The sequence below is a fragment of the Staphylococcus arlettae genome (assembly GCF_025560845.1).
In the GTDB taxonomy this organism is placed as follows: domain Bacteria; phylum Bacillota; class Bacilli; order Staphylococcales; family Staphylococcaceae; genus Staphylococcus; species Staphylococcus arlettae.
The window spans coordinates 588,758-612,763 of sequence record NZ_CP094803.1 but is presented as its reverse complement, the minus strand read 5'-3'; the positions used below and the strand labels follow the sequence as shown (position 1 = coordinate 612,763).

The 24,006-nt window shown below is 32.1% G+C and carries 24 protein-coding genes and 1 pseudogene; 8 read left to right on the top strand and 17 right to left on the bottom strand.

Features of this window, described 5'->3' with window-relative positions; translation table 11 throughout:
• Positions 1-184: 184 nt before the first annotated feature.
• Positions 185-1,852, bottom strand: coding sequence for a Na/Pi cotransporter family protein (locus tag MUA37_RS02760; RefSeq protein WP_262624811.1), 1,668 nt, complete (start codon positions 1,850-1,852; stop codon positions 185-187).
• Positions 1,853-2,162: 310 nt separating this feature from the next.
• On the opposite strand from MUA37_RS02760, the gene MUA37_RS02755 reads away from it, so the two are divergent.
• Positions 2,163-3,101 (top strand): magnesium transporter CorA family protein, encoded by a 939-nt coding sequence (locus tag MUA37_RS02755; RefSeq protein ID WP_262624810.1) that lies wholly within the window; start codon positions 2,163-2,165, stop codon positions 3,099-3,101.
• Positions 3,102-3,387: 286 nt separating this feature from the next.
• On the opposite strand, the gene MUA37_RS02750 is transcribed toward MUA37_RS02755, so the two are convergent.
• Positions 3,388-4,827 (bottom strand): sucrose-specific PTS transporter subunit IIBC, encoded by a 1,440-nt coding sequence (locus MUA37_RS02750; RefSeq protein WP_002510075.1) that lies wholly within the window; start codon positions 4,825-4,827, stop codon positions 3,388-3,390.
• 249 nt (positions 4,828-5,076) lie between these two features.
• Here MUA37_RS02750 and MUA37_RS02745 point away from each other — a divergent pair, with 249 nt between their 5' ends.
• Entirely contained in the window at positions 5,077-5,418 is a 342-nt protein-coding gene (locus MUA37_RS02745; RefSeq protein ID WP_002510074.1) for a DUF4889 domain-containing protein, read from the top strand.
• Positions 5,419-5,507: 89 nt separating this feature from the next.
• Here MUA37_RS02745 and MUA37_RS02740 read toward each other — a convergent pair whose 3' ends face one another.
• Positions 5,508-5,861: a DUF3139 domain-containing protein gene (locus MUA37_RS02740; protein WP_002510073.1), complete on the bottom strand. Its 354-nt coding sequence runs from the start codon at positions 5,859-5,861 to the stop codon at positions 5,508-5,510.
• 236 nt (positions 5,862-6,097) lie between these two features.
• Here MUA37_RS02740 and MUA37_RS02735 point away from each other — a divergent pair, with 236 nt between their 5' ends.
• Both MUA37_RS02735 and MUA37_RS02730 read left to right on the top strand, forming a co-directional pair.
• The gene (locus tag MUA37_RS02735) at positions 6,098-6,538 is read left to right on the top strand and encodes a MarR family winged helix-turn-helix transcriptional regulator (RefSeq protein ID WP_002510072.1); all 441 of its coding nucleotides are present in this window, start codon (positions 6,098-6,100) and stop codon (positions 6,536-6,538) included.
• 206 nt (positions 6,539-6,744) lie between these two features.
• Positions 6,745-7,173, top strand: a complete 429-nt coding sequence (locus tag MUA37_RS02730; RefSeq protein ID WP_002510071.1) for an Hsp20 family protein — start codon at positions 6,745-6,747, stop codon at positions 7,171-7,173.
• 74 nt (positions 7,174-7,247) lie between these two features.
• Here the strand turns inward: MUA37_RS02730 and MUA37_RS02725 are convergent, their stop codons facing one another.
• Both MUA37_RS02725 and MUA37_RS02720 read right to left on the bottom strand, forming a co-directional pair.
• Entirely contained in the window at positions 7,248-7,784 is a 537-nt protein-coding gene (locus MUA37_RS02725) for a GNAT family N-acetyltransferase (protein ID WP_002510070.1), read from the bottom strand.
• Positions 7,785-7,916: 132 nt separating this feature from the next.
• Positions 7,917-8,744 carry a formate/nitrite transporter family protein gene (locus MUA37_RS02720; protein ID WP_262624809.1) on the bottom strand — a complete coding sequence of 276 codons (828 nt, stop codon included), beginning with the start codon at positions 8,742-8,744 and terminating at the stop codon, positions 7,917-7,919.
• 185 nt (positions 8,745-8,929) lie between these two features.
• Between MUA37_RS02720 and MUA37_RS02715 the strand changes: the two genes are divergently transcribed.
• Entirely contained in the window at positions 8,930-9,337 is a 408-nt protein-coding gene (locus MUA37_RS02715; protein WP_002510068.1) for an Rrf2 family transcriptional regulator, read from the top strand.
• A 263-nt stretch (positions 9,338-9,600) separates the two neighbouring features.
• Here the strand turns inward: MUA37_RS02715 and MUA37_RS02710 are convergent, their stop codons facing one another.
• Entirely contained in the window at positions 9,601-10,302 is a 702-nt protein-coding gene (locus MUA37_RS02710; RefSeq protein WP_002510067.1) for a GntR family transcriptional regulator, read from the bottom strand.
• 159 nt (positions 10,303-10,461) lie between these two features.
• On the opposite strand from MUA37_RS02710, the gene MUA37_RS02705 reads away from it, so the two are divergent.
• Complete coding sequence (locus tag MUA37_RS02705; protein WP_021459730.1) at positions 10,462-12,363, top strand: beta-glucoside-specific PTS transporter subunit IIABC; 1,902 nt, start codon at positions 10,462-10,464, stop codon at positions 12,361-12,363.
• Positions 12,364-12,382: 19 nt separating this feature from the next.
• The gene (locus tag MUA37_RS02700) at positions 12,383-13,822 is read left to right on the top strand and encodes a 6-phospho-beta-glucosidase (protein ID WP_145232764.1); all 1,440 of its coding nucleotides are present in this window, start codon (positions 12,383-12,385) and stop codon (positions 13,820-13,822) included.
• A gap of 356 nt (positions 13,823-14,178) precedes the next feature.
• Here MUA37_RS02700 and MUA37_RS02695 read toward each other — a convergent pair whose 3' ends face one another.
• The 9 genes and pseudogenes from MUA37_RS02695 to MUA37_RS02655 form a co-directional block, all read right to left on the bottom strand.
• Positions 14,179-14,652, bottom strand: a complete 474-nt coding sequence (locus MUA37_RS02695) for an SRPBCC domain-containing protein (protein WP_002510065.1) — start codon at positions 14,650-14,652, stop codon at positions 14,179-14,181.
• Positions 14,653-15,252, bottom strand: a complete 600-nt coding sequence (locus MUA37_RS02690; protein WP_107377774.1) for a helix-hairpin-helix domain-containing protein — start codon at positions 15,250-15,252, stop codon at positions 14,653-14,655.
• Between the two features lie 138 nt (positions 15,253-15,390).
• Entirely contained in the window at positions 15,391-15,906 is a 516-nt protein-coding gene (locus MUA37_RS02685; RefSeq protein ID WP_002510063.1) for a YceI family protein, read from the bottom strand.
• Positions 15,907-16,415: 509 nt separating this feature from the next.
• Positions 16,416-17,378, bottom strand: a pseudogene (locus MUA37_RS02680) (metal ABC transporter solute-binding protein, Zn/Mn family); the annotation flags it as partial.
• Positions 17,379-17,560: 182 nt separating this feature from the next.
• Complete coding sequence (locus MUA37_RS02675; RefSeq protein WP_002510060.1) at positions 17,561-18,178, bottom strand: DsbA family protein; 618 nt, start codon at positions 18,176-18,178, stop codon at positions 17,561-17,563.
• Positions 18,179-18,205: 27 nt separating this feature from the next.
• Positions 18,206-18,574, bottom strand: a complete 369-nt coding sequence (locus MUA37_RS02670) for a DUF4467 domain-containing protein (protein WP_262624808.1) — start codon at positions 18,572-18,574, stop codon at positions 18,206-18,208.
• A gap of 91 nt (positions 18,575-18,665) precedes the next feature.
• Positions 18,666-19,013 (bottom strand): ASCH domain-containing protein, encoded by a 348-nt coding sequence (locus MUA37_RS02665; RefSeq protein WP_002510058.1) that lies wholly within the window; start codon positions 19,011-19,013, stop codon positions 18,666-18,668.
• Positions 19,014-19,233: 220 nt separating this feature from the next.
• A complete protein-coding gene (locus MUA37_RS02660) occupies positions 19,234-20,664 on the bottom strand; it encodes an MDR family MFS transporter (protein WP_262624807.1) in 1,431 nt (476 codons plus the stop codon).
• 336 nt (positions 20,665-21,000) lie between these two features.
• On the bottom strand, positions 21,001-21,687 hold the full coding sequence (locus MUA37_RS02655; RefSeq protein ID WP_238126113.1) for a 2,3-diphosphoglycerate-dependent phosphoglycerate mutase: 687 nt from the start codon (positions 21,685-21,687) through the stop codon (positions 21,001-21,003).
• A gap of 321 nt (positions 21,688-22,008) precedes the next feature.
• On the opposite strand from MUA37_RS02655, the gene MUA37_RS02650 reads away from it, so the two are divergent.
• Positions 22,009-22,374, top strand: a complete 366-nt coding sequence (locus tag MUA37_RS02650; protein ID WP_002510055.1) for an aggregation-promoting factor C-terminal-like domain-containing protein — start codon at positions 22,009-22,011, stop codon at positions 22,372-22,374.
• A 132-nt stretch (positions 22,375-22,506) separates the two neighbouring features.
• Here the strand turns inward: MUA37_RS02650 and MUA37_RS02645 are convergent, their stop codons facing one another.
• The gene (locus tag MUA37_RS02645) at positions 22,507-23,376 is read right to left on the bottom strand and encodes a cation diffusion facilitator family transporter (protein ID WP_002510054.1); all 870 of its coding nucleotides are present in this window, start codon (positions 23,374-23,376) and stop codon (positions 22,507-22,509) included.
• Positions 23,377-23,595: 219 nt separating this feature from the next.
• On the bottom strand, positions 23,596-23,979 hold the full coding sequence (locus MUA37_RS02640) for a GtrA family protein (RefSeq protein WP_002510053.1): 384 nt from the start codon (positions 23,977-23,979) through the stop codon (positions 23,596-23,598).
• Between the last annotated feature and the right edge of the window lie 27 nt (positions 23,980-24,006).

The following is a 24,006-nucleotide window of genomic DNA, read 5'->3' as shown; positions in this document are numbered from 1 at the left end:
TGATTAAAAAGGGAGTGGGACAGAAATCTGATTTTGAAAAAATGATTTCGTCGTCCCACCCCGGCAAGGATGACTAGCGTTGAAAAAAAGCTTGCTTTGAAGCGCATTTTCAATGCAGTCAGCTACTGCCAATATGAAAAGAAACTAGGACAAATCAATTTTGTCCCAGCTTCTAATTGAATTATTATACCCATGCTGAATTATTTTCTGTATAGGTCTTATCATTACTAATATCGTCACCATAATTAATCATAGATTCTGAAATTACACGAGAATGATAGCCAATACGTTCTAAAATAGAAATCATATCAAGATAGCGAACTGCCCCTTCAGGTGTACATTCACCAGTGCTCAAACGCTTAATATGTTCTTTACGTAGATCATGTTCTAAACCATATGCTTCTTGGCTACGTTTAACAATTTCATCTTTCTTAATATCATCATACACATTAATGATATCAACCGTATCTCTAAAGGACACAGTAACATGTTCGTACAATTGACTTATACTAGTTAATGCTTTTTCAGATATATTCACCTTACCTTTAGCTTGTATGTCTAAATCATCCATATAAGCTTGAGAAAGGCTAGAAACTTTTAAAATTGCTCTATTAACATCAAATAATACGGACATGCGTTCAGCATCATTTGCAGATAATTTCTTTTGCGATATCTTCGTTAAATATTGACGAATATTATCGTACATATTTTCTATGACTTGATGTTTTTCCTCTGCATGTTTCTTACTTTTTTCGTCTTTATTTTGCGCACTTTCTAAGATAGATAAAGACATTTTACCAAGATTTTGAATTTCATCTTGTGCTTCTTGCAAAGCAAAACTTGGTGCTCTATCTATTAAATTTTTGTCTAATATTCTTGGTCTAAATTGTTCATTCACATCATTACCAGGAATAACTTTAGTTACTATCCATGCTAAAACAAAGACAAACGGTAATTGAATTAACGTATTTGTCACATTAAATGTACCATGTGCAAAAGCAATCACCATTTCAGGGTTCAATGAGAAAACACGTTGGAATACTTCCATAATATTTTGATATAACGGTAGTATTATTAAGAAAACCATGGCACCTATAACGTTAAACAGTACATGTACTAGTGCAACACGTTTAGCAGCTAATGTACCTGCTAAACCTGCTAATACTGCAGTAATTGTCGTTCCTATATTGTCACCTAATAATACCGGTAATGCGCCATGTAAAGAAATTAAATCATTTGCATAAAATCCTTGTAAAATACCTATTGTTGCACTTGAACTTTGTATAATCACAGTTAAGAAAGTTCCTGCTAAAACACCTAATATAGGGTTAGATGAAAGATTTAACATAATTTCGTTAAAGCCGTCTAACTCAGCAAGTGGTTTTACCGCACCACTCATCAATTCCAATCCATAAAATAGTGCACCAAAGCCAAATAAGATCATACCTATATTTTTTGCTTTACGTTTGTGTATAAAGAAAATTAAAAATGCACCTAATGCAAGTATTGGTAATGCATATTCACCGATATCTATCCCGATGATAAAAGCAGTTACCGTAGTACCTATATTAGTCCCCATAACTACACCAATTGCTTGTCTCATTGTCATAAATCCAGCTGTAACTAAACCGATTGTAATTACAGTTGTACCAGAACTACTTTGAATCAAAATAGTCACAACCATACCTGCTATAACACCCATAATTGGGTTACTTGTAAATTTATTTAAAATATCGCGTAGTCGATCTCCAGCGCTAGCTTGTAAACCGTCACCCATTTGCTTAATTCCATATAGAAAAATACCTAAACCACCGATGAAAGTGAAGATAATCTCCATTGCAGATATATCCATTTTTGCACCTCTTCATATAATTTGTAAATCACGTTAATTATATCTAATGTTTTTTAAGCCAATGTAAATTTTAAGTTAATTTTTTAGAAGTAATAACAAAATATTAACGTAATATGATTACAAATTATCATAATAGTCTCATAATTTAAAATAAATATCAGCTGCATATATGCTTTTGTTGAGCACTTTCATTGCCTATAACATTGATAGTGACAGTATTTAGCACAATATATCGTATAAAATCTTGTCACTTTATTAGTTATTCGCTAATATAAATAAGTATTAAAAATTGAAAGGAAGTATCTAGGTCATGATAAATGCATACAAACACGACAGTTCACAAGCAATTACTCGCTCAGCTTTAGACACTTCTACATCATGGATTAACGTGATTGACCCAGAACGCGAAGAAATTGAATTATTAATGTCACAATTTCATATTCCTGAGGATTTTATACGCGACCCTTTAGATTCAGAAGAAAGTGCTCGTATTGAATATGATGAAGATAGTGGCTATTCACTGATCATTATTGATTTACCTATAGTTAACAATAAAAATTTAAAAGTACTATCATTTATAACCATACCTTTAGGCATCATTATTGGTAATAAAAAAATATTAACTGTGTGTAGTGAAGAAATAGAATTTCTCGATAATTTTTCACGCCAACCTATTAATTTAAACTTCCATAGTCGTTTTGCTTTAAATATCTTGCTAACAATTGCCAATCATTATAATAGAAATTTACGTTTGTTAAACAAAACACGTTTAAGAATTGAGCGTGAACTAAAAAACAATGTGACAAATAAACAACTTTATAATCTAATGGAAGTAGAAAAAAGCTTAGTGTACTTTTTAGCTGCTTTAAAAGGTAATGATAATATTATTAAAAAGCTATTTCGTTTACATGCAATTAAGCGATTTGAAGCTGACGAAGAATTATTAGAAGATTTAATTATAGAAAATAAACAAGCAGTAGAAACCACAGAATTGTACACTAATATTTTAGAAAGTATTACAACTTCATATGCATCTCTATTATCTAATGAAATGAATAATACAATGAAAACTTTAACATTATTCACTGTATTTTTAACTTTGCCTACATTAGTCTTTAGCTTTTTTGGCATGAATGTACCCTTACCGATTGATGACCATAGTTATATCTCTTGGATCATCGTCATTGGACTTTCACTCATTTTAGTATCTATTGTAGGGGCGTTTCTATGGAGAAAACAAAAACTCTGATGCTGTATGACCTTGTTTTTATGTTATTTATAATTTAAGGTTCATTAGTAAGCTTAATTTATAATACTCAACCTTTTAGACTGTCGACAAAGTTTTCAATTTTGTTGGCAGTTTTTTTATACACGCTTTCGGCGAGTGCTATTCTCGCAGGAGTCGGCATAAAACACCTTATTTTGGATCTTTAGTAAAAACTATACACGTCGTTTTCATAATGTAATAAATAACCCCTTCGCATTAGTGTGCGAAGGGGTTATTTATGTTCTGACTGCAGGCTTTTTAACACTCATTAATTTTGTTGGCGGTATGTTTTGCGGAATGACAATAAAACAGTAATGATAAAGGTCACGCTAAATGCAATAAGCATACCAATAAAGTAATGTAACCATCCAGCATTGAGACCATTGATTGAAATAAAACCTGGTAAGCCAGCTGTGCCTAATGCTACAGCTTTAACTTTAAAGAATGAAACATACGCCGCTGCTACGCCTGAACCTACAATCGCACCGATAAAAGGATACTTCAATTTTAAGTTTACTCCAAACAGTGCTGGTTCTGTAATACCTAACAATGCTGAAATGCCAGACGCAGATGCTACACCTTTTAACTTCTTATTTTGTTTAATCACGCAGAACGCTGCTAAGGCAGCTGCACCTTGTGCGATATTTGACATCGTTGCTATAGGAAAAATAAAAGAACCACCTGTTGATGCGCTGTCAGCTATTAATTGGGTCTCTATCGCTATAAAACTATGATGCATTCCAGTAATGACGATTGGTGCATACAATAGACCAAATATCAAACCACCTATTGCACCTCCAAATTCGTATAACCACGTTAAGCCATCAGATAGCCAATAGCCTAAAGTACGTGTAATTGGGCCTACGAATAAAAACGTTAGAAACGCAGTCACAAATATCGAAACTAGAGGCGTTACTAAATTATCTAATGCTGTGGGCATAAATTTACGAAGACTAAGCTCTAATTTAGCTAAAATATATGACGCAACTAAAATAGGTAATACCTGTCCTTGATATCCTACTTGATTGATATCCAACCCAAATAGTTGCCATTGTGGTATTTCTTTATTTTGCTCTAATGCTTTAGGATAATCATATGCGCTCATTAATTCTGGATGAACTAGTATCATACCTAATGCTGCACCAAGAAAGGCATTACCACCAAATCGCTTGGCCGCGCTAAAACCAATTAAAATTGGCAATAGTGTAAATGGCGCATTAGCAAAAATATTAATCATTTCTGCCAACCCAGCAAATTGCTGATGCATTTCTATAATAGATTGATTCTCATAAAATAAACCGGGTGCCGTCAATATATTATTAATACCCATCAATAAGCCGCCCGCTACAATAGCTGGAATAATGGGTACGAAAATATCTGATAACATTTTCACAAATTGTTGTAGTGGATTCATTCGTTTCGTCCCTTGAGATTTTACCTCTGAAGTCGTCGAAGCTTCTTTACCGGTAAGTTTTTCAAGTTCACTAAACACTTTGTTAACAATCCCTGAACCTAATATGATTTGATATTGTCCACCAGTCATAAAAGTTCCTTTGACATGTTCTATCTCAGCTAATTGATTCTCATCAATCTGCTCTGTATCTTTTAATACCAATCTAAGTCTAGTAGCACAATGTGCCATCGTATCGATATTATCATTTCCACCTATAGCGGTTAAAATTTCTTCTGCAATCTTTTTATTGTTCATATTAATAAACCTCCACAGTAAAATAGAACCGGTTCCAAAACACATAAACAATTGTAACCGGTTCCAACTAAAATCGCAAACTTTTTTTTAATTATTTCCTACTCCAACCTACTTTTAGTAATTTTTTGTAAATTACGTCCATTTTGTTACAGATTCAACATTTTCTATATTTATAGTTAATATTTAATTGCTTTCTACCTATATTTTAGTTATAAAAGAATTAGATGATTAAAAGGAGCAATGATTACAATGAATAAAAAAGTATTCAGTATTGGCTTAATTGCCGTAATGCTAATTGTCAGTGTTGTACTCATAATTATTATGATGACTTCAGGTGAAAAAGAAACTTATTTTGGCTATATGAAAAATAGTAACACTGCTGACAAAGTAATTAACGAAAAAGATCATAAAATCGAAGAAAATGTTAAGCTACCTGCAAAAGATGGATTTTCTCCAAAAGAAGGAGATTTTGTAAGATTAGTAAAATCCTCTAAATCAGATGAATATACTAAAATGCAAGTAGTTAGCCATGATGATGTACCTCACGGATTAATGATGAAAATACATGACATGGACGAAATGAAACATTAATCGAATGCTTCACTACTGTTCAAAAAATAGCGCGCCCATTTAATTCAACTTAAATGGACGCGCTATTTTATGACACTAAATATTAAATATTATTGTGGTTTATATTTATCATCAAACTCATTATACTTTGCCTTTTTAATATTTTTCTTCGTTTCAGTATCAAAACCTTGAACTACTATGCCTTTAAAAGTACTAATAGGTTGAACTACATATGTGATTGACGGATTATCTTTAAACTTCACTTCTTTATAATATAATCCTTTTTGCCCACTGTATTTTGTTTTTTCCTCTTTTATTTTATCTGTTAAATTATGCTCTGCTAAATATTTATCTACTAATTCTATATTTTTATGTCCTTGATACATTCGCATTCCAATAAATAAAGCAGCAGCTACTATAAACGATACAATTAAAATAACAATTACTTTCAAAACCGTTTTCATTACTAATCTCCTTTGAATCTGCAATTTTTATCATGTTCTTTTTAGTATGACTTAAAATATTTATTTTAGAAAGACATACTCAAGATTTGTAACAAAATCTCCTTAATATTAACTATTTAACTAATAAATTTACCTATATCTTCTTAGATTACTATATTTGTACCTTAGACAAGCGATTCTTTATTGACAAGACGCTTACTTCATACTATCGTTAAGTTTCAAAAGGGGTGACAAATATGACAAAAAAAGATAATTATTTGGAACGACAACTATGTTTCTTATTTTATGTATCTTCGAAAGAAATTATCAAAAAATATACATCATATTTAAAAGAGTATGACTTGACGTATACTGGGTATATTGTTTTACTCGCTATCGAAAGCGACGAAAAAATCAATATTAAATCACTAGGGGAACGTGTATTTCTTGATTCCGGTACATTAACACCTTTACTGAAAAAATTAGAAAAAAAAGGTTATGTCGACCGTATTCGTGAAACAAACGATGAAAGAAATTTACAAATTTCACTGACAGAGAAAGGCAAATCTATCCAAGAACCACTTTCAAAAATTTCCATGCAAGTATTTGGTGAGTTCGATATGGATTTAGATGAAGCAATCGAGCTAAAATCAACGCTTCAAAATTTCGTAAATAAGAACTTCTCAAAAGATCTGTAAATTCCATTAGTTGAGGTATCTAGAGTAAGTCTATGCAGAATTAGCCTTAAACTTTGCCTTTTGCTTGCCTCTTTACCTCTCCTTAGCGCATATGTACTAATATGTGTCTTTGCTTTCTTTTTCCACTTTTACCTTTTACAATATAGCTAGATGATACTTTAACTATTGCAACATATTATCCATTTTAATAAAGGGAGCGATATTGTATGGCATTTGAAAAAAAACCATTTAATAATGCTTTATTTGACGTTGATCCAGGTGAATTTTTTAAGGATTTTGGACGCCAAATATTTGAACAAACGCCACTAAAACGTGATATAAAGACTGACATAATTGAATTTGAAGATAAATACACTGTAGTAGCCGAATTACCAGGTTTCACTAAAGAAAGTATAACCTTACAATATGAGAACCAAGTACTTACTATTGCTGCTGATCAAGTAATTGTTAATGAGGCTGACAAAGGTACTGTTATTCATAAAGAACGTAATACACACAATTTACGTCGTCAATTCTCATTTGAACATATTGATAAAACTAAAATTGCAGCGACTTTTACTAACGGTTTACTATATGTAACATTACCGAAAAAAGTAGACACCGTTGATGATGCATCAACAATTGAAATTAACTAAATTAAACTAATAAAGGCTAATGTAATCGCATAATTACATTAGCCTTTATTATATACGTATCACAGTATAGTTAGTTAAAACGGTGGATGCCCTAAAACTGATTCATCAAAGCGTTCTGGTATTAACACTTTGCGCATAATTACGCCTAAATCACCGTCATCACTTTCATGTTCTGCATACACTTCATACCCTCGTTTTTTGTAAATATCCAATAACCATGGATGTTTGCGTGCAGAAGTCCCTAAAGTAACTGCAGGTGCTTTTAAAGTATCACGTAAATACGTCTCTTCCACATAGGTCAATAGTTTACTACCAATGCCTTGTCCATCATAACTAGGTTTCGTGGCAAACCACCATACAAATGGATACATAGAAATACGACTTTGTCCTTCCCATGGGTAACGCACTGTTATTGTAGAAATAATTTCACTATCATTTTCCAATACGAAAGTAGTACTATTAGTTAAATTTTTCTTAACTAATGCTAAATCAGCATTAACAGATGGCCAATCTATGCCTAATTCTCGTAATGGTGTAAATGCTTCATACATTAATTTTTGCAATGCTTCAGCATCAGCTTCTACTGCTATTCTAATATTATATTCAGACACAATAATACTCCTCCTTGTTCTCATTACTTAGCTGTAATATTCAAATCACCTGCATAAATAGTACATGCTCAACAAGAGTAGTACAATTAAAATGACTTGAGCAAGTCACAGCCCAAGTCATTTATAGTTATTTTATTTTTCTTTTGTGTCCATACTATTTCTATCACCATTTAAGTACGCATAAACAAGACCGACAAAAATACCCCCACCAATATAGTTACCAATAAATGCATAGAATAAATTTTTAAGTACATCTAACCAACTCAATGCTTCTAAATTATAAAACACCATACCTGCATATAAACCAGCATTAAACACTACATGTTCATATCCCATGAACACAAATACAATTACGCCACAAGCAATAAAAAATGTTTTAGAAAGCCCATCCTTAAATTGTATCGATACATAGATACCTATGTTGATAAAGAAATTACAAAAAATAGCTTTTACTAATATTTCATACCAGGATGAGTCAACTGTTTTAAGTTGTACCATATCTGACAATGCTGTTATCATTTCAGGCGTCATTATTTGAGTGAATTTCATTAAACCAAATAAAATAAAACCACCCACAATATTAAAAGCAAAACACACCATAGCAATTACAACTATTTTGTTTAATGTTATTACTTTGTAATACCATCCAATAGTTAAGTACATAAAATTACTAGTTAACAACTCTGAGTGCGTTAGTACAATTAACACTAAAGCTAAACTAAAGGATATTGCACCTACTAAGCCTATTAATCCATCATTTGTTCCAGCAAATAACGTTTTCATAGCAAACATAAACACAGTAACTATAGCTAATAAAAAACCTGACATAATAGCTTTCAATATGTATCGTCCAGGTGTACGTTCGATCATTACTTGCTTCATTTGTACTTGATTTACTGCGTTTTCGACTGTAGCTTTTGACATAAACGTATCTTCCACAGACTTTGTATTTTTAATCATAGTAAATCCCCTTTAAAATTAATATTTTTTTAAAATTCAATTACATCATACTAAAATGTTCGCTTATATGATAGAGGTGAATTTCGACACAAAGTATTAAAGATATTGAATTTACCTACTAAAGAGCGTAAACTTTACTTGTATCTAAAAATAACACAAGGAATATAAAGAAAGGGGCCTACACGATGAACACACAGTTTTCCGTAGCCATTCATATTTTAGTACTACTTGCAGCTGAAAAAGAACCTAGTTCTAGTCAGTATATCGCTTCAAGTGTTAACAGTAATGCTACGCTAGTGAGAAAAATTTGTCGCTATTTAAAAGATGGTCACTTTATAAAAAGTAGTCAAGGTGTGGCTGGCTATAGTTTAAATACCCCTGCCTCTGAAATTAATTTAGGCGCTGTCTATCAATATATATTCAACGCTGAGACACACTTTGCAAAAATTCATCAAGATACCAATCCTAACTGCCCAATAGGACATAATATTACGCACGTATTAGATGATATTTATCAAGAAGTAGATCAAGCTATCATTGATAAATTAAGTAACTACACTATTGCAAACATCCATCATCGAATAAGCAATTAAAACAACTTTTTATTTGTTATTCAAAGGTCCTTATTATTGAATAACAAAATATAACTTGTACCGATTTTGTAACTTGCTGACGCCCAGGCGAATAGTATGAGTGAGAGACTACAGGCTCGAACCATACCCCAGGAAAGCATGCACGGTCAAAATCGAGTATTTTAAATGCAGTCAGCTACTGCCAATTAGAAAAGAGGCTAGGACGAATCAATATTGTCCCAGCCTCTCCCTTATTTTAAGCATAGAGCTTTATGTTCCAAACTTTATTTTAATGCTGGAATGTAGAATAGCGCATTTTCATAATGATAAACCAGTTGTGAATAATCAAATGGCACTCCTGTAGTCGTATAAAATAATTGCTCATATCGTAAGCATGGTTCTCCAGCTTGTAATGATAGTTTTGGCGCTTCATTCTCTGTTAATTTATCTACTTTAAAATAAATATCTGAAAAGCCAATTTTCACTTTTAAGTGCTGCTCTAAATATTCAAATATAGAAGACTCTGCTATCCCTTCATTTAAATACAACACTACACTTTTGTTAAAATAAGATAACTCAGTACAAAACGTTTTATTATCTACATAAATAACTCTCTCAACTTTATAAATTGGTTCATCAGCCTCTAATTTCAACTGCTTTTGTACATGTTTACTAGGCGTTACCTCAGCTACTTCTTTCACTTCATAAGTCAATTGACGTCCAACTATTTCATCATGAAATCCACTAGCTGAAAATAAATTAACATAGCCATCTTTCTTTTTGTTTCTCACATATATTCCGCTACCCCTAGTTTGAAATATAATACCCTTTTTTTCCAAATTCTCTAAAGCTTTTATCACAGTGCTCTTACTCACACCATATATCTCTTTGAATTTTTCAACGTTAGGTAATTTATCTCCCGCTTCATAATGTTCTTTTTCTATATATTCATTTATTTCTTGAGCAATCATTTCGTATTTCAGCATACCTAGTCCTCACTTATATTATTATAATCTAATTTTAGCATGATATAACATAACATAACAGACAATCTAAATACACCCCTCTTTACAAATTGTACCGACACAAATATAATAGGCTTATGTTATTTGAAAACGCTTTACTAAAAGAGAGGGGTAGTTTATGTGTCAGCTAAAAATGAAACATTAGCACAAAATATTTTAGAAGCTGTAGGTGGAGAAGAAAATATTATCAGTAGCACACACTGTGCAACACGATTACGTTTAGTCTTAAAACGCTCTCAACCTGATGCCAAAAAGAAAGTTGCTAATATCGATGGTGTAGTTACCGTTGTAGAAAACAATGGCCAATTTCAAGTTGTTATTGGCAATAATGTAGGAGATGTCTATAAAGCTTTCGAAAGTTTAATTCACTCCGAAGACACTAATGAGACAACGCAAGCGTCTAACGAACCAAAAGGAAGTATATTAAATAGAGTTATCGCTACTATGTCTGCAGTATTTGCACCATTTATTTACATTTTAGCAGCAGCAGGTATTTTGCAAGGATTACTTATAATAAGCAAAATGATCTACCCTCCAGTAGAACATACAGGTACTTTTGAAGTATTTAACTTTATTTCATGGGCACCTTTCACCTTTTTACCAATTTTTATAGCTATTACAGCGGCTAGACATTTTAATGTAAATTTATATATTGCTGTAGCATGTTCAGCTGCTTTAGTTAGCCCAGATTTAACAGCGATAATAGATAAAATTGGTTCAGGAGATACAGTTAAATTTCTAGGTATACCTTTATCAGAGACGAGTTATACAACATCTGTATTACCACCATTGTTTCTAGTATGGTTATTATCATATGTTGAAAAATTCCTAAATAAATATATTCATGATGTTGTAAAACCTTTATTCACACCATTCTTTAGCATTGTAATTATGGTACCTCTAACATTAATCGTTATCGGCCCTATTACTACATTGATTGCTCAAGGATTAGCTGGTGGCTTTAATACTTTAGTTGATGTTGCGCCATGGTTAGCCGGCACATTAATCGGTGGATTTTGGCAAGTTTTTGTTATTTTCGGGGTACATTGGGGTATCACACCTGTAATTTTATCCAATTTTGAACAATATAAAAGCGATGCCTTTCAAGCTTATCAGACGATTGCAGTTATATCTCAAATTGGTGCAGTTTTAGGAGTATTAATTAAAGTTAAAATTATCGATATCAAGCGTGTTGCTTCATCAGCAGCTATAACTGGTATCTTTGGAATTACAGAACCATCAATGTATGGTGTTAACTTACGCTTTAAAAAGCCCTTTATTATCGCCTGTGTCAGTGGTGCTATAGGTGCTTTTGTCGCAAGTTTCTTTAACCCTAAATATTATGCTTATGCTGGTTTACCAGGTCCTATTACTATCTTTAATGGCTTCAGCCCAGATAATCCTACGTCGATTTGGGGCATTATTATAGGATCACTTATAGGTCTTTTATTACCTATAATTTTAATTCAATTTTTAGGTTATGGAGAAGATACGACTCAAACTGAGTCTGATGAACCAAGTGCAAATAATACTACTGAGTCAACGGCAACAACAATGACACAAACAGAAAATAATTTAGTAACACCGATTAATGGACAAATTGTACCACTATCGGAAGTTGATGACCCAATTTTTGCTGAAGAAATGATGGGACAAGGAATTGCCATTAAACCAAGTGACACTACTGTGTATGCACCAAGTGATGGTGTAATTAGCATGGTAGCTCCAAGTAAACACGCAGTTGGTATTACTACTGCTGATGGCATAGAAATGTTAATACATGTCGGATTAGACACTGTAAAAATGGAAGGTCAAGGTTTCAAACTCTTAGTGGCTGAAAATGATACCGTAGCTAAAAATCAGCCAGTATTAGAATTTGATAAAAAGTTCATCGAGGATTCTGGTTATACTTCAATTGTGCCATTCATTATTACTAACTCAAGTGAATTCAATGAGATTATTCCGCAGTATTATGAACAAGCTACACACAATGATACGGTGCTATCAATTATCAACAAATAATTTAAAGGAGAGTTTAGTTATGACAAAATTACCAAAAGAATTTTTATGGGGTGGCGCTTTAGCTGCCAATCAATTTGAAGGTGGCTATGACGCAGATGGCAAAGGATTAAGTGTGATTGATGTAATGACTGCAGGTGCTCATGGTACAGCAAGACAAATCACACAAGATGTAGATCCTAATCAATATTATCCTAATCATATCGGTATAGATTTTTACAATCGCTATAAAGAGGATATTGCGTTATTTAATGAGATGGGATTAAAATGTTTACGAACTTCTATTGCTTGGTCAAGAATTTTTCCAAACGGCGATGAAAGTGAACCAAATGAAGCAGGTTTACAATTTTATGACAATGTGTTCGATGAATTATTAAAATACGGTATTGAACCAGTCATTACACTATCGCATTTTGAAATGCCATTACATTTAGCTAGAACTTATGGCGGTTTTAGAAGTAGAAAAGTTGCTGATTATTTTGCGAAATTCGCAGAAACGGTATTTACACGCTATAAAGATAAAGTTAAATATTGGATGACTTTTAATGAAATTAATAACCAAATGGATACTGATAATCCAATTTTCTTATGGACCAATTCAGGTGTGACAATTGAAGAAGGAGAAAACCCTGAAGAAGTTCTATATCAAGTAGCTCATAATGAATTGATTGCAAGTGCCAAAGCAGTAAAAATCGGCAAAGCAATTAATCCAGACTTTGAAATTGGTTTAATGATTTCCCATGTGGCAATTTATCCTTATTCTTGTAACCCTGAAGATATGATGGAATCTGTTAAAGCAAACCGTTTAAGATTCTTCTTCCCTGATGTACAAGTAAGAGGATATTACCCTGGTTATGCTAAGAAAATGTTCGCTAAAAAGAATTATAATATAGGTTGGCAAGATGGAGATGAGAAAATTCTTAAAGAAGGTACTGTGGACTATATTGGTTTCAGTTATTATATGTCAACGGTTGTCAAACATGATGCCGTACAATATACAGGTGAAAATGTAACCAATGGTGGTTTGCCAAACTCTGTCGACAATCCATATATCGAACAAAGTGATTGGGGATGGGCTATAGATCCAACAGGTTTGCGTTACACACTAAATATTTTATACGATCGTTATCAATTACCGCTGTTTATAGTCGAGAATGGCTTTGGAGCAGTTGATACTTTTGACGACAATGGAGAAATACATGATCCATATCGTATTGATTACTTAAAAGCTCATATTAAAGCATCAATTGATGCCGTACATGAAGATGGTGTTGATTTAATGGGTTATACACCTTGGGGCATTATCGATATTATCTCTTTTACTACTGGTGAAATGAAAAAACGCTATGGTCTAATCCACGTAGATAGAGATAATGCAGGTAATGGGTCATTACAGCGTACTAAAAAAGAATCATTTGATTGGTATAAAAATGTCATCGCAAGCAATGGTGAACAATTATAAATGGTGAAATCAGAAAACGTCAATTTCTATATCTGCTCAATAGAAATTGACGTTTATTTTTAGTCAGAGCTATTTATATCCCCGACTCTTTATGAATATTAACTTTATTTTTTAAGTTTTGAAAGTATGTGTAAGCCATACGCAAAAATACCATAACCTAAAATGTTCTGCATCAACCACTGTTTAAAATTAACTTTAACATTCTTTGGCTGGCAGAGTATGTTAGGAATCAAAGTACTTAAAGTATATAGACCCAATACTTGTAAATATCGTTTATACAATTTATGCACCTCATTTCACTTATTTATTATAACTGAAATAGGTACTGCTGTTTGCTATTTAATTCACTTTCTTTATCATTTTGTGGCTAACAAACGTTCTAAATTATCAAAGGTACTATTCATTCCCTCTTCTACACCCATTTCTAATAACTGTTGTGCTGATTTGGCATCAGGCAATATAGATGTGGCAGTCAATTGAGATACCCCATTACCCATATCTTGAATGTTTATGTTATTGTGCATCCCTGCCATTGACTTATCAATTTCACCATCTGGCGTCGCAAAATAATCATAATAATCAATAATATTAGGTCTTGTTATTTCATTATAATGCGTTACCGTATAACTTGAGCCTTGGGGTGCATGAATAGCAAAAAATGCTGACCCACCGTCACGAACATCGAATTCATATATTTCTAACGTCGTTCCTTCAGGATGAAACCATTGTTTAAACAACGTGGCATCTGTATACGCTTGAAAAATATGCTTGGGCTGAGCCTTAAAAGTTCGAGTGAATATAATTTGATTTTCTTTGATTTCAATTGTCATTTATAAATCTCCTTCTGGCATAATTACGTAAGACGTAACTGTTTTAATTTTTGCTGTCTTACTATGATTTTCAAACTCGATAAAATCAGCAAAATATGCTGGTTTACCTGCTTTATCAACTAGTGTACCGTGAATTGCTCCAGTTTTACCATGAGTTATATTGTGCTTCACTTCGATAGTAGAAAGTTCCGATGGATGTGCAGACAACTCTTCATAAAACTTATCTTTCCCCTCAATGGTAAAATATCCAGGCACTTTCCACTGAAATGATGTGTTTAATAATTCATCTAAGCGTTGTTGATCAAGTGTCGCAGTGGCAATTATATAATCTAAGAGCACTCGTCTTTTCGGTGCATTGTCACACTGTAAATCACCAATTAATTCAAACGGTAATTGTGGGTCCTTTGGTGCTGACGATTTAAAAGATAAGCTGTGGTTTGTTAAAGCCTCTTCTAATATTTGTATTGCCTTAGGACCTACACCGTGTAATTTCAATAAAGTTTGTTTATCATATTGCGCTATTTGTTCTAATGTAGTTATACCTTCATGCTTTAATGCATGAGTTGCTGGTTTGCCAATTTTAGGTAAAGGTTGACTCATTTGCTACCTCCTCAAATTTATACAAATTTGTATGTATATCATACCCGAAATGTTTTAAGTTAATTATTGATAACAATAAGGCCACACTCAATATATGGACAATTGAGTGTGGCCTTATTTATTATGAATATGTTTCTTTTATTCTTCTACTGCAAATTCTGCGCTGACTTCAAATTTAACTTCTTTACCAATCATTACGCCACCAGTTTCAAGTGCTTGGTTAAATGTCATACCATATTTTTCACGATCCACTTTACCTGTAACAACAACACCAACTGTTTGTGCACCGTTCATTGGGTTTTTACTTACACCTGGGAATTCAACATTAAAAGTTTCTTCGTGTGTTTGTCCTTTAATTGTTAAGTTACCAGTAATTTCATTGTTACTTACTGATGTCGTTTCGAATTTTATTTCAGGGTGATTTTCAATATCGAAGAAATCATTAGTACGTAAATGATTATCTCTATCTTCTACTCCTGTATCAATTGAATTAGCTTGAATTACAACTGATGCTTTTAATGAACTTAAATCATTTGTATCACCTTCAGCTTGAATATCGAAATCTTGGAAACGTCCTTTAATATTTGAGATTACTAAGTGTTTAATAGAAAATTCTACTGCAGAATGTGCTTTATCAAAATTTAATTTTGCCATGCTTTCTACCTCCAAATTTTATGATATATTTAGTATACCAAATATAATAAATATATCAAGTAATAAACTCAAACTTCTTCTTTTCATCTTCCCATTAAGTTCTTTTACTAATCATTTTGCTAAAAAAATTATTATTTTCTTAACTATTTTTACAACAAAAAATTTGTAGTTTCTCTGTATTAAACTGCCGACAAAACAGGGAGTAACCGAAATTTAACTTTATTAAATGGTTTGTATCATCCCATGCTAGAAGTGAAAACTTCATTTTAAAGCGCCTTTTCATTTCAGTTATCTCTGACAATGTGAAATTAATGTTGGCAATTTTTTTGCTCGCTTTCTGTGGGCACTGCCTTAGCCTGTAGTCCTCGGCTAGTGCTTTTCCCACCGGAGTCAGCCCAAATAACTGCAAATATAATGAGGCTGGGACAAATTAATTATGTCCCAGCCTTTCCCATGCAATAGATTGCGTCTGTTATTTATTACTTTTTGATTGTAAGGTATTAATAGCTTAGCGCTTTTTCAATATTTTTGATATTTTTGTTCATTAATTGTTGGTATGTCACCTTATTATCTTGTTCTTGTTGTTTATTTAGTGATTCCATATTATAAAACTTAACTGGCTTTGCATCTGTTTCTTTGCGAATAGTATCTGTAACTTTTGTAGAAACATTATCTTCATACAAAATGTATTTAACGTTCGCTTTGTTTATCGCTTTAACCATGTTTGTTAAATCTTTTTGTGATGGGTCTTCAGCACTCATATTTTGTACACCTTTTTGTTCAAAGCCGTAACGTTCTGCCAAGTAGCCCATTGATTCATGTGAAATATACAATGTTTTCCCTTGTTTATCTTTTGTCAATTTTGTTAGTTGTTGGTCTAATTGTTCAAGATCTGCTTGTAATTTTTTATAATTTTTTTCGTAAGTTTCTTTATGTGATGGATCTTTTTCTATTAATTGTTCTTTGATTGACTTAATAAATTGTTCATTTAACTTTGGATCTAACCACACATGTGGATCATACGTACCGTGTTGATGTTCTTCATGTTCATGTTTGTGATGATCATCATGCGATTCATGTGCTTCATGCTCATGTTGATCAGTTAATAGCTCTGACTTTTTCAAATCTTTTTGTAAGGATAACTTTTTATCATTATCTTTAATTGTCTTTGCTACTTTTTTAGCAACAGGGTCTAAGTCGTCCCCAGTATAAATAAATAAATCCGCTTTAGTTGCTTCCATTAAGTCTTTTTGTGTTGGTTCGTAACTATGTAAATCAGTCCCTGTTGGGTAAATTGATTTAACTTCTACATGTTTACCACCAATTTGTTCTGTGAACGATTTTAATGGAAAAACCGTTGTATTAATAGTAAGTTTTTCGCTTTTTTTATCAGTTGATGAAGCACTACTACAAGCAGCTAATACAATCATCAAAGCGCCTATCATTATAAGCATATATGTAATCTTTTTCATAATACCCTCCTGTAAATAGTAATCTTTACGATTTAATATTATATATCCCTACCGCCATAATTACAATAGTTTTTTAGTAATTGTTACGATTTATTTTTTCAATACAAAAAAGACTAATACACATAATAATGTATTAGCCAATTTTCGAATAAGTTGCGGGTTATTTGTTATTCACAATAAAGTTATTTTTTTGAGTACTTCTCAATGAGTTGTTTATAGTTTTTAAATTTATAAGGATCTTCGACTTTTTCACCACCAATAAAAACGGTTGGTGCAGTCTCAATGTGGCGCTCTTCACTTAGTTTTTTGTCTTTGTTGGCGGCTTGCCATGCTTTACTATTCTTTGTTTTATAACTTTTTTTGATTTGTTCTTTTTTGTTATTAGTAATATCCAATGTGTCTATTTGATTATCTACAACTTTTTCAGTAATCCAATTGTCCTCAGATTTAGGTTGCTGTGCATACATTGCTTTTTGAAAATCAGAATAATGTTTGGGTGCAATCAGTTGTACTGCATGCCCTGCACGTGAACCGATAATAGAATCACTACCTAAAAAAGCCATATTAATAAATTGGTAATCCACTAAACCTTTATCAATATATTGTTGTTCTATTTTAGGCATGATTTTCGTCTCTACTTTTTTACAATATGGGCACTTAAAGTCTCCATACACTATCATTTTCACCTTTCCATCTTTGGAATATTGGTCATCTTTGTGCACATCATCTTTATTACTACAGCCGACAACTATAAGCATAGCGACACTTATAAGTAGTAAAATACTTAGATATTTTTTCATAGTTCCTCCATTATCTTGTTGTATTCACTAATTCAAATTCATATTTTCTTCTTTATAATCTGGTTCATGTATTTCAGCATACCCTTTAGAATTAAAATCTGCTAAATATTGTGCTTTATCATTGTTCACACGGTACGTATAGTAATGTACTTCTGCATCTTTTTTTAGCGGTTTATATGCGATAGTAATATATTTCCCTTTATCATAGACATAAATATTTGCTTCTTTTTGATCAAATTTTTTATCAACATCACCATGTCGTTGCTCAGCTAAATCAGCCTGATAATCTTTTTGTGCTGATACTGCTTTATCAATTTTATCCGCATATTTCCCACTACTACACCCCGCTAACAATACACCGACAATAATAATTGATACTATCATTCGTTTTTTCATTTAGATCGCTCCTAAAAGTTCACTATTATTTAGTTATTGTTTGTTCATCTGTATCTCATAACCATAATTCGAATTAGCTATACCAATTACGCTACTTAATTAATCTAATACTAATCGCTAACACACCATGCTCTAACTCATCGCGTTGATTATATATTTGATATATCGCCGCTAATTTCTGTGAGAGCTGTGCATCTTCATCTGCACCTACCTCAATATTTGAATATTGATTGAATAGCGCTTGAAATGATGGAAATTCAACAGTTTCCATCACCTTAACCTTCAATGTTTCTTGTGGTTTATCTATATTAGTAAAAATAATAATATCATTACCAGTCACTTGTTGTCTTTTTTCATCATGTAACCGTACTTCGATCGTTTTTGTTTTTTGTTTAATTAATTGAAATGGTTTATCTTGTAATTGCATCCTGTGTTCCATAGCTTACCTCCAAATTACTTTTCTTCTGTTTATTTATGATACATACTCTTATCCTAATTAGTCTACATTATACTATTATTTTACAGTGCTTGAATAGTTGTTCCCTTTATTCTTTGTTAGCAATTTATTGTCTATATTAAAAACAGCTGAATTACTATACACCAAGTATAGAATCAGCTGTTTACATACATAGTGCTACTATGTGTTAGTTATAATACTTTTATGCGTGTTTTTTGGTCTTACCTTTCAAGAAAAAGACGCAAATCAAACTAATAATTGAAATTGACACCGAAAACCAAAAGGCAGCATGATAACCATTAAGTAAGGCATCATGTTGTATTTGTAAAGTCATTTCTTGCTTATTCATTCTTTGATAATCTGCCATATTCGGTTCAAACTTGTTGGCTATATGACTCATAATAGTAATCAGTCCAGCTGTACCAATAGAAGCTGAAATTTGTTGTACTGTATTAGTCATTGATGAACCGTGTGCATTCATTTCATGTGACAATTGATTCATAGTATGTGTCATTAATGGCATTAAACCTAAAGCAATACCAATCATACGGATACCGTATACAGTTGCTAATGCCGCTGTTGACGTTTCTCCATCCATAAAGACAAAGAATGACGTTGTAATAACTACTATTAACATACCAATGAAAGCTAAAATTTTTGCACCATATTTTTCATATAACATTCCAGAAATAATGGACATAATTGCCATAACAATTGCCCCTGGTAATAAAATCAAGCCAGATTGCAATGCACTTTCTTGCATAATATTTTGTACAAACATAGGCAATACCGTTTCAGATCCAATCATGGAAATCATTGTAAAGGCCATAATAATAATACCTACAGCAAATTGACTATTTTTAAATACCGAGAAATCTAATAATGGAGACTCTAGTTTTGTTTGTCTATAAACAAATAGTGCTACTAAAATTGCTCCACCAATTATCGTCGTCAAAACTATAGGGTCTTGAAATCCATCTCTAGAAATTGAACTTGTACCGTACAATAAACCACCAAAACCGAGCACTGACATAATAATCGATAAGACATCAATACGTGATTTGATATTTGTTCCTACATTATGCACAAATTTTAACGCAGCTATAAACGTTAACGCTGCAATTGGAGCAACTACATGGAATAATGATCTCCAATCAAAATATTCTACTAAGTAACCGGACAATGTAGGACCTATTGCTGGTGCTAAACCAATAACTAACCCAAATGTCCCCATATACTTACCGCGTTCATGAGGTTCGAAGACATCTAAAATTGTCGTCATCATAAGTGGCATCATTATACCAGAACCCATAGCTTGTACAATTCTCGCAATTAATAGCACCGTAAAATTAGGACTAAATCCAGCTATAACTGTACCTATAAAGAAGATTGAAATTGCGACTAGAAATACTTGTCTCGTACTATATCTTTGAATAAACATCGCTGATAGAGGTATGACTACACCATTAGTTAATAGAAAGGCCGTAGTCAACCACTGTACTTGTGTGTACCCTATATCAAATGATTTCATAATACTTGGTAATGCTGTGGTTAATAATGTTTCATTTAACAAACCAAAGAAACCACCAAACAGCATTGTAATAATCATAATTAATTTATTTTTATGTGACATATTTATCTCCTCATCATTCATTCTATATGGATAAAATGTATTCTTTTATTTTCGACTGCAACGTCACATTATACATATATTTTTCTTGATTGGATAGTAAAAATATTTAAAAATAGTATTAAATTTATTATTATTTCAAAAATCACGATTATATGTTTTTAAAATTATTATGTATTTTGTTAGTAACAGTGTCATATGGTTTAATTCTTTCTTCATTTGTCCTACCACGGTTAAATAGTTTGAGTTTTAGAGAAGGTAAATACGAAAAAAGCATTCAACTCGACTATACACGATTTGAATGCTTTTTATATTAATAACATACATTGTCTTTATTCATTATAAATAATATTTATCTATTACTGTTAAATCCTCTTTTAAATCGTAAATTAATGGCGCACCTGTTTTAATTTCATATCCAACTATATCTTCTGGAGACACATTTTCTAAGAACATAATTAACGCTCTCAGAGAATTGCCATGTGCTGACACGAGCACTGTTTTATTAGCTAAGAGTTGTTGTGATACTTGGTCGCTCCAATACGGAATAACACGGTCAAGTGTATCTTTTAAACTTTCACCTTCTGGCATAACTCTCCGGTCAATATGAGCATATTTTCTATCTTCTAAATAACTTTGCCGCTGTTTCGAATTTTGTTCGGGCGGCTTAACATCATATGAACGTCGCCATAAATGAACTTGCTGTTCACCATATTGCTTACGAGCGTCATCTTTGTTTAACCCTTGAAGTCCTCCATAATGACGCTCATTAAGACGCCACGATTTTACAACTGGAATATACAGTTGATCAGATTGTTCTAATAAATAATATGTTGTATTAATAGCTCTTTTTAGCAAAGAAGTATAAACAATATCTATTTCTATTTCTTGTCTTTTCAATTTTTGTCCTGAGGTAATTGCTTCTTGTTTGCCTTGCTCTGACAAATCTACATCAGCCCAGCCAGTGAATAAATTTTTAGCATTCCATTCACTTTGACCGTGACGACATAATATTAATTTTGGCATGTTAATCACTTCTTTCATTTATTTTCAAAATATTGCAATTTTATAATATAAATTTTTCATCGTTCATATATGCCCAAGTATGTATTTTACAGTGACTCAAAACTGTAAATCACAAAATAATTGTAACAAATTACACGTTGTTTTGAAATAAATGTCTTATTTTAGTCATAAAGTCGCTCGTTTTTTTATCTCGTTGTAACCTATACCTTAAATTTAGATGTTATAGTATTAATCATTAATTCGAAAAGTAATTAGCAAACAAGATGAAATATTATATTGTATCGCAATGAATAACACGAATAATTAGGAGGATTTTTTATCATGAAAAAGTTTTTAATTGCTTCATTTGCCACATTATCTATTACAGCAGCAGGCGTGGGTGCTAGTGCAAATATTAATTCTGCCGATGCCGCTGAAACAACACAACAATCTACTGACGCTGTATATCAAGAATTTATCGAAGCTGGAGGCACACCAGAACTATGGGAAAAAGTTGTCTTACCTGAATCTGGTGGAGATCCAAATGCTGTAAATGAGTTAGGATACAAAGGACTTGGTCAAACTAAAGAAGACTGGGGAACTGGCTCAGTAGAAACACAAACTAAAGGTATGATTAATTACGCTGAGGAACGCTATGGTTCTATTGATGCAGCAATTGATTTCCGTGAAGCAAATGGTTGGTGGTAAGTTATAGAAACCTATAACTTACACATAAAAAAAGGCTATTCCATATTTAAATGGAATAGCCTTTTTTTATGCCTGACAGTGCTCGTCATATTATTCCTAAACGCTATAGTTCAAAAGTTATTAACAAAGTAATCACTGTATAGAAGCTGGTTCGGGATGTACATAAATAGATGAGACACCCTTATTATGCATATGTTGTTCAACAGCATCACATATATGATGCGCTTCTTCTAACGTTAAATTGGACTCAACGACTATCGTCACATCTACGAAAATACTGCTGCCATAATACCGTCCTTTAATAGATTGCACATCTATAACATCATCTACTTCTAAAATATAATTTTTAAATGCTGTTAATTCACGCTCATTAAAACCATCACTTAAAGCAAAAATAGATTCTTTAAAAATTCCAAAACCAGTATAAATAATTAGCAGACCAAGTATTGTGGCCAAAATAGTATCGACGATTGGCATACCAATTTGTGTAAAAATTAACCCAATAGCTGTACCAATACTGACTAATGCATCAGACAAATTGTCTTTTGCTGCAGAATTTAGGGAGCTACTATTAGTATATTTAGCTAATCTTTGATTAATATAATAAACGATAAACATGATGATACCACTAATCATACTGACATAAATAGTTATAATGTTCGGCGTAGGATGTTCTTTTATAAAAATTCGCGGTAAATTTTCAATAACAACTTGAATACCTACAAACATAATTACGAAAGAAACTAATAATGTTGCAATATTTTCTGATTTCAAGTGCCCATAAGGATGATTACTATCCGCAGGTTTGATTGAAATTTTCAAGCCAACAATAACGGCAATAGATACAATAATATCAGTCATATTATTTAAACTATCCGCACGTACTGCTGCCGAATCATAAATTGTTCCTACGAAAAATTTAGCGATAGATAAAATGATATAAATAATTAAACTGAGGTATGCTCCCCGCTGTGCTAGCTTTAATTGGTTACTTTGATTCATTTTTCAAGACCACCTTAATTCAACTGAAATACAATTATGACCGATTCAATTCTATTTTACAACGTTTTAAATTCTAAAATTAATTAATATTTTTTATCTAAAAAAAGGGTTCGTCTCTCCTAAATTTCTATTTCACTATAGATTACAACAATAATTTAGGCTTTCTGAAATTTAATACATACAGTAAATCAAATTAATTTATTACCAGGCACAATAAAATTAAGCATCTCTCAAAATATATTTAGATAATATGAATGTTACAGGAATAGTAATAATTAAACCTGCAAATGGCGCAATCACAGAAGAAATATTAAACCATTGTACGAATATATATAATAATAAAGTCTGCATACCCATGTTAACTACTTGAGTTAGTGGAAACTGTATAAATTTTTTCCAAGTTGGTTGTACTTTATAAACAAAGTAACAATTAAGATAATATGAAATTATAAAACTAATAACAAAACCTGAGATGTGACTAACTAAGTAGTTCACACCAATTAATTTCAATAATAACAAATAAATAATGTAATAATTTAAAGTATTAATACCACCCACTATAATAAACTTTAATATTTCATATTGTGTTTTTGTTAAATTCATTTACGTACTCCTTTAGTCATGCAATAT

Bases quoted from the DNA above. Each gene is read 5' to 3' on its own strand.
- MUA37_RS02700 (WP_145232764.1), top strand. From the start codon at position 12,383: ATGACAAAATTACCAAAAGAATTTTTATGGGGTGGCGCTTTAGCTGCC.
- MUA37_RS02685 (WP_002510063.1), bottom strand. From the start codon at position 15,906: ATGGCAAAATTAAATTTTGATAAAGCACATTCTGCAGTAGAATTTTCT.
- MUA37_RS02740 (WP_002510073.1), bottom strand. From the start codon at position 5,861: ATGAAAACGGTTTTGAAAGTAATTGTTATTTTAATTGTATCGTTTATA.
- MUA37_RS02760 (WP_262624811.1), bottom strand. From the start codon at position 1,852: ATGGATATATCTGCAATGGAGATTATCTTCACTTTCATCGGTGGTTTA.
- MUA37_RS02655 (WP_238126113.1), bottom strand. From the start codon at position 21,687: ATGCCAAAATTAATATTATGTCGTCACGGTCAAAGTGAATGGAATGCT.
- MUA37_RS02660 (WP_262624807.1), bottom strand. From the start codon at position 20,664: ATGTCACATAAAAATAAATTAATTATGATTATTACAATGCTGTTTGGT.
- MUA37_RS02710 (WP_002510067.1), bottom strand. From the start codon at position 10,302: ATGCTGAAATACGAAATGATTGCTCAAGAAATAAATGAATATATAGAA.
- MUA37_RS02735 (WP_002510072.1), top strand. From the start codon at position 6,098: ATGACAAAAAAAGATAATTATTTGGAACGACAACTATGTTTCTTATTT.
- MUA37_RS02745 (WP_002510074.1), top strand. From the start codon at position 5,077: ATGAATAAAAAAGTATTCAGTATTGGCTTAATTGCCGTAATGCTAATT.
- MUA37_RS02755 (WP_262624810.1), top strand. From the start codon at position 2,163: ATGATAAATGCATACAAACACGACAGTTCACAAGCAATTACTCGCTCA.
- MUA37_RS02695 (WP_002510065.1), bottom strand. From the start codon at position 14,652: ATGACAATTGAAATCAAAGAAAATCAAATTATATTCACTCGAACTTTT.
- MUA37_RS02750 (WP_002510075.1), bottom strand. From the start codon at position 4,827: ATGAACAATAAAAAGATTGCAGAAGAAATTTTAACCGCTATAGGTGGA.
- MUA37_RS02670 (WP_262624808.1), bottom strand. From the start codon at position 18,574: ATGAAAAAACGAATGATAGTATCAATTATTATTGTCGGTGTATTGTTA.
- MUA37_RS02730 (WP_002510071.1), top strand. From the start codon at position 6,745: ATGGCATTTGAAAAAAAACCATTTAATAATGCTTTATTTGACGTTGAT.
- MUA37_RS02640 (WP_002510053.1), bottom strand. From the start codon at position 23,979: ATGAATTTAACAAAAACACAATATGAAATATTAAAGTTTATTATAGTG.
- MUA37_RS02645 (WP_002510054.1), bottom strand. From the start codon at position 23,376: ATGAATCAAAGTAACCAATTAAAGCTAGCACAGCGGGGAGCATACCTC.
- MUA37_RS02665 (WP_002510058.1), bottom strand. From the start codon at position 19,013: ATGGAACACAGGATGCAATTACAAGATAAACCATTTCAATTAATTAAA.
- MUA37_RS02675 (WP_002510060.1), bottom strand. From the start codon at position 18,178: ATGAAAAAATATCTAAGTATTTTACTACTTATAAGTGTCGCTATGCTT.
- MUA37_RS02720 (WP_262624809.1), bottom strand. From the start codon at position 8,744: ATGATTAAAAATACAAAGTCTGTGGAAGATACGTTTATGTCAAAAGCT.
- MUA37_RS02690 (WP_107377774.1), bottom strand. From the start codon at position 15,252: ATGAGTCAACCTTTACCTAAAATTGGCAAACCAGCAACTCATGCATTA.
- MUA37_RS02650 (WP_002510055.1), top strand. From the start codon at position 22,009: ATGAAAAAGTTTTTAATTGCTTCATTTGCCACATTATCTATTACAGCA.
- MUA37_RS02715 (WP_002510068.1), top strand. From the start codon at position 8,930: ATGAACACACAGTTTTCCGTAGCCATTCATATTTTAGTACTACTTGCA.